This is a genomic window from Pseudomonas sp. 05N434 (assembly GCF_056396965.1).
Window position 1 is genome coordinate 1 of the sequence record NZ_JBFTMK010000888.1, and the last position, 1,199, is coordinate 1,199.

Annotated in this window: 1 protein-coding gene and 1 pseudogene; both read left to right on the forward strand. The window is 59.6% G+C overall.

Annotation, left to right across the window (positions count from 1 at the left end; translation table 11 throughout):
• Positions 1 to 272 (forward strand): annotated as a pseudogene (locus AC1DLB_RS30435) (iron-containing redox enzyme family protein); the annotation flags it as partial.
• A partial coding sequence (locus AC1DLB_RS30440) for a carbamoyltransferase N-terminal domain-containing protein (RefSeq protein ID WP_477786335.1) occupies positions 269 to 1,199 on the forward strand: 931 nt, incomplete at its 3' end. The pseudogene AC1DLB_RS30435 and the gene AC1DLB_RS30440, both read left to right, overlap by 4 nt.

Consider the following 1,199-nt stretch of genomic DNA (forward strand, 5'->3'; position numbering starts at 1 on the left):
GAGTAGGGGGCGGTTATCGGCGTACCCACAAGGCGTTGGTTGCCTACGGCTATCCGACGATGTTCGTCGATCTGCACAACTCCATCGACAACATCTCCACCGGGCATACGGCATGGGCTGCCGCGAGTCTGGATACCTACCTTTGTGCTTTTTCTCGTAGTGACCGTGATGAACTCTGGGCGCGCGTCCGTAATGGATTCGTCGCGCTCAATCCACCCAGGGAGCAAACAATGCTGGATAAGTTTCGCGAAAAAGTGAGGTCGCTGCTATGACGATTACGCTTGGCATCTCTGCCTTTTATCACGACAGCGCGGCCAGTCTGGTAGTGGACGGCAAGATCGTCGCCGCGGCCCAGGAAGAGCGTTTCAGCCGGATACGGCATGACCCGGGTTTTCCACGCAAGGCCATCGAGTACGTCCTGAGGAACGCAGGTATAAACCTGGCCGATGTCGACCATGTCGCCTATTACGAAGACCCGGCACTGAAGTTCCGTCGGGTACTCTCGACGGCCGCCGTGGCCGGGTTTTCGGCAGCGCGCACCTACGCACCGGTGCTTGGCGAATGGCTATCAACCAAGCGCCGGATGGACCGTGAGGTCGTGCGTCATCTCAGAGCGATGGGAGACCGGGACGGTCGCCGAATCGAAGTGCATGGTCACCACGAGTCCCACGCCGCATCGGCATTTTTCCCCAGTCCTTTCGAGAGCGCCGCGATCCTGTGTATCGACAGTGTCGGCGAGTGGGCGACGACCACCATCTGGCACGGCAGGCCAGAAGGTATCAAGCTGGTTGCCGAGTTGTCCTTTCCCCATTCGCTGGGCCTGCTTTATTCGGCCTTCACCTATTTCTGCGGCTTCAAGGTGGACTCCGGCGAATACAAACTCATGGGACTTGCGCCATATGGCAAGCCTCATTACGTCGACACGATCCTCTCGCATCTGATCGATGTGAAGCCCGATGGCAGCTTCAGGCTCGACTGGACCAAGTTTGAGTTCATTAAAGGCCAGGTCATGACGGGCGATGCCTTTGAGCAGCTGTTCGGTGGCCCCCGGCGCTTGCCCGAGGCCCCCCTTACCGGTCGCGAGTTCGATTTGGCCGCATCGGTGCAGAAAGTCACGGAGATCGTCGTTTCGCGCCTGGCCAAGACCGCCCGTGAGCTCACTGGCGAGACCGCACTGTGCATGGCCGGGGGCGTTGCCC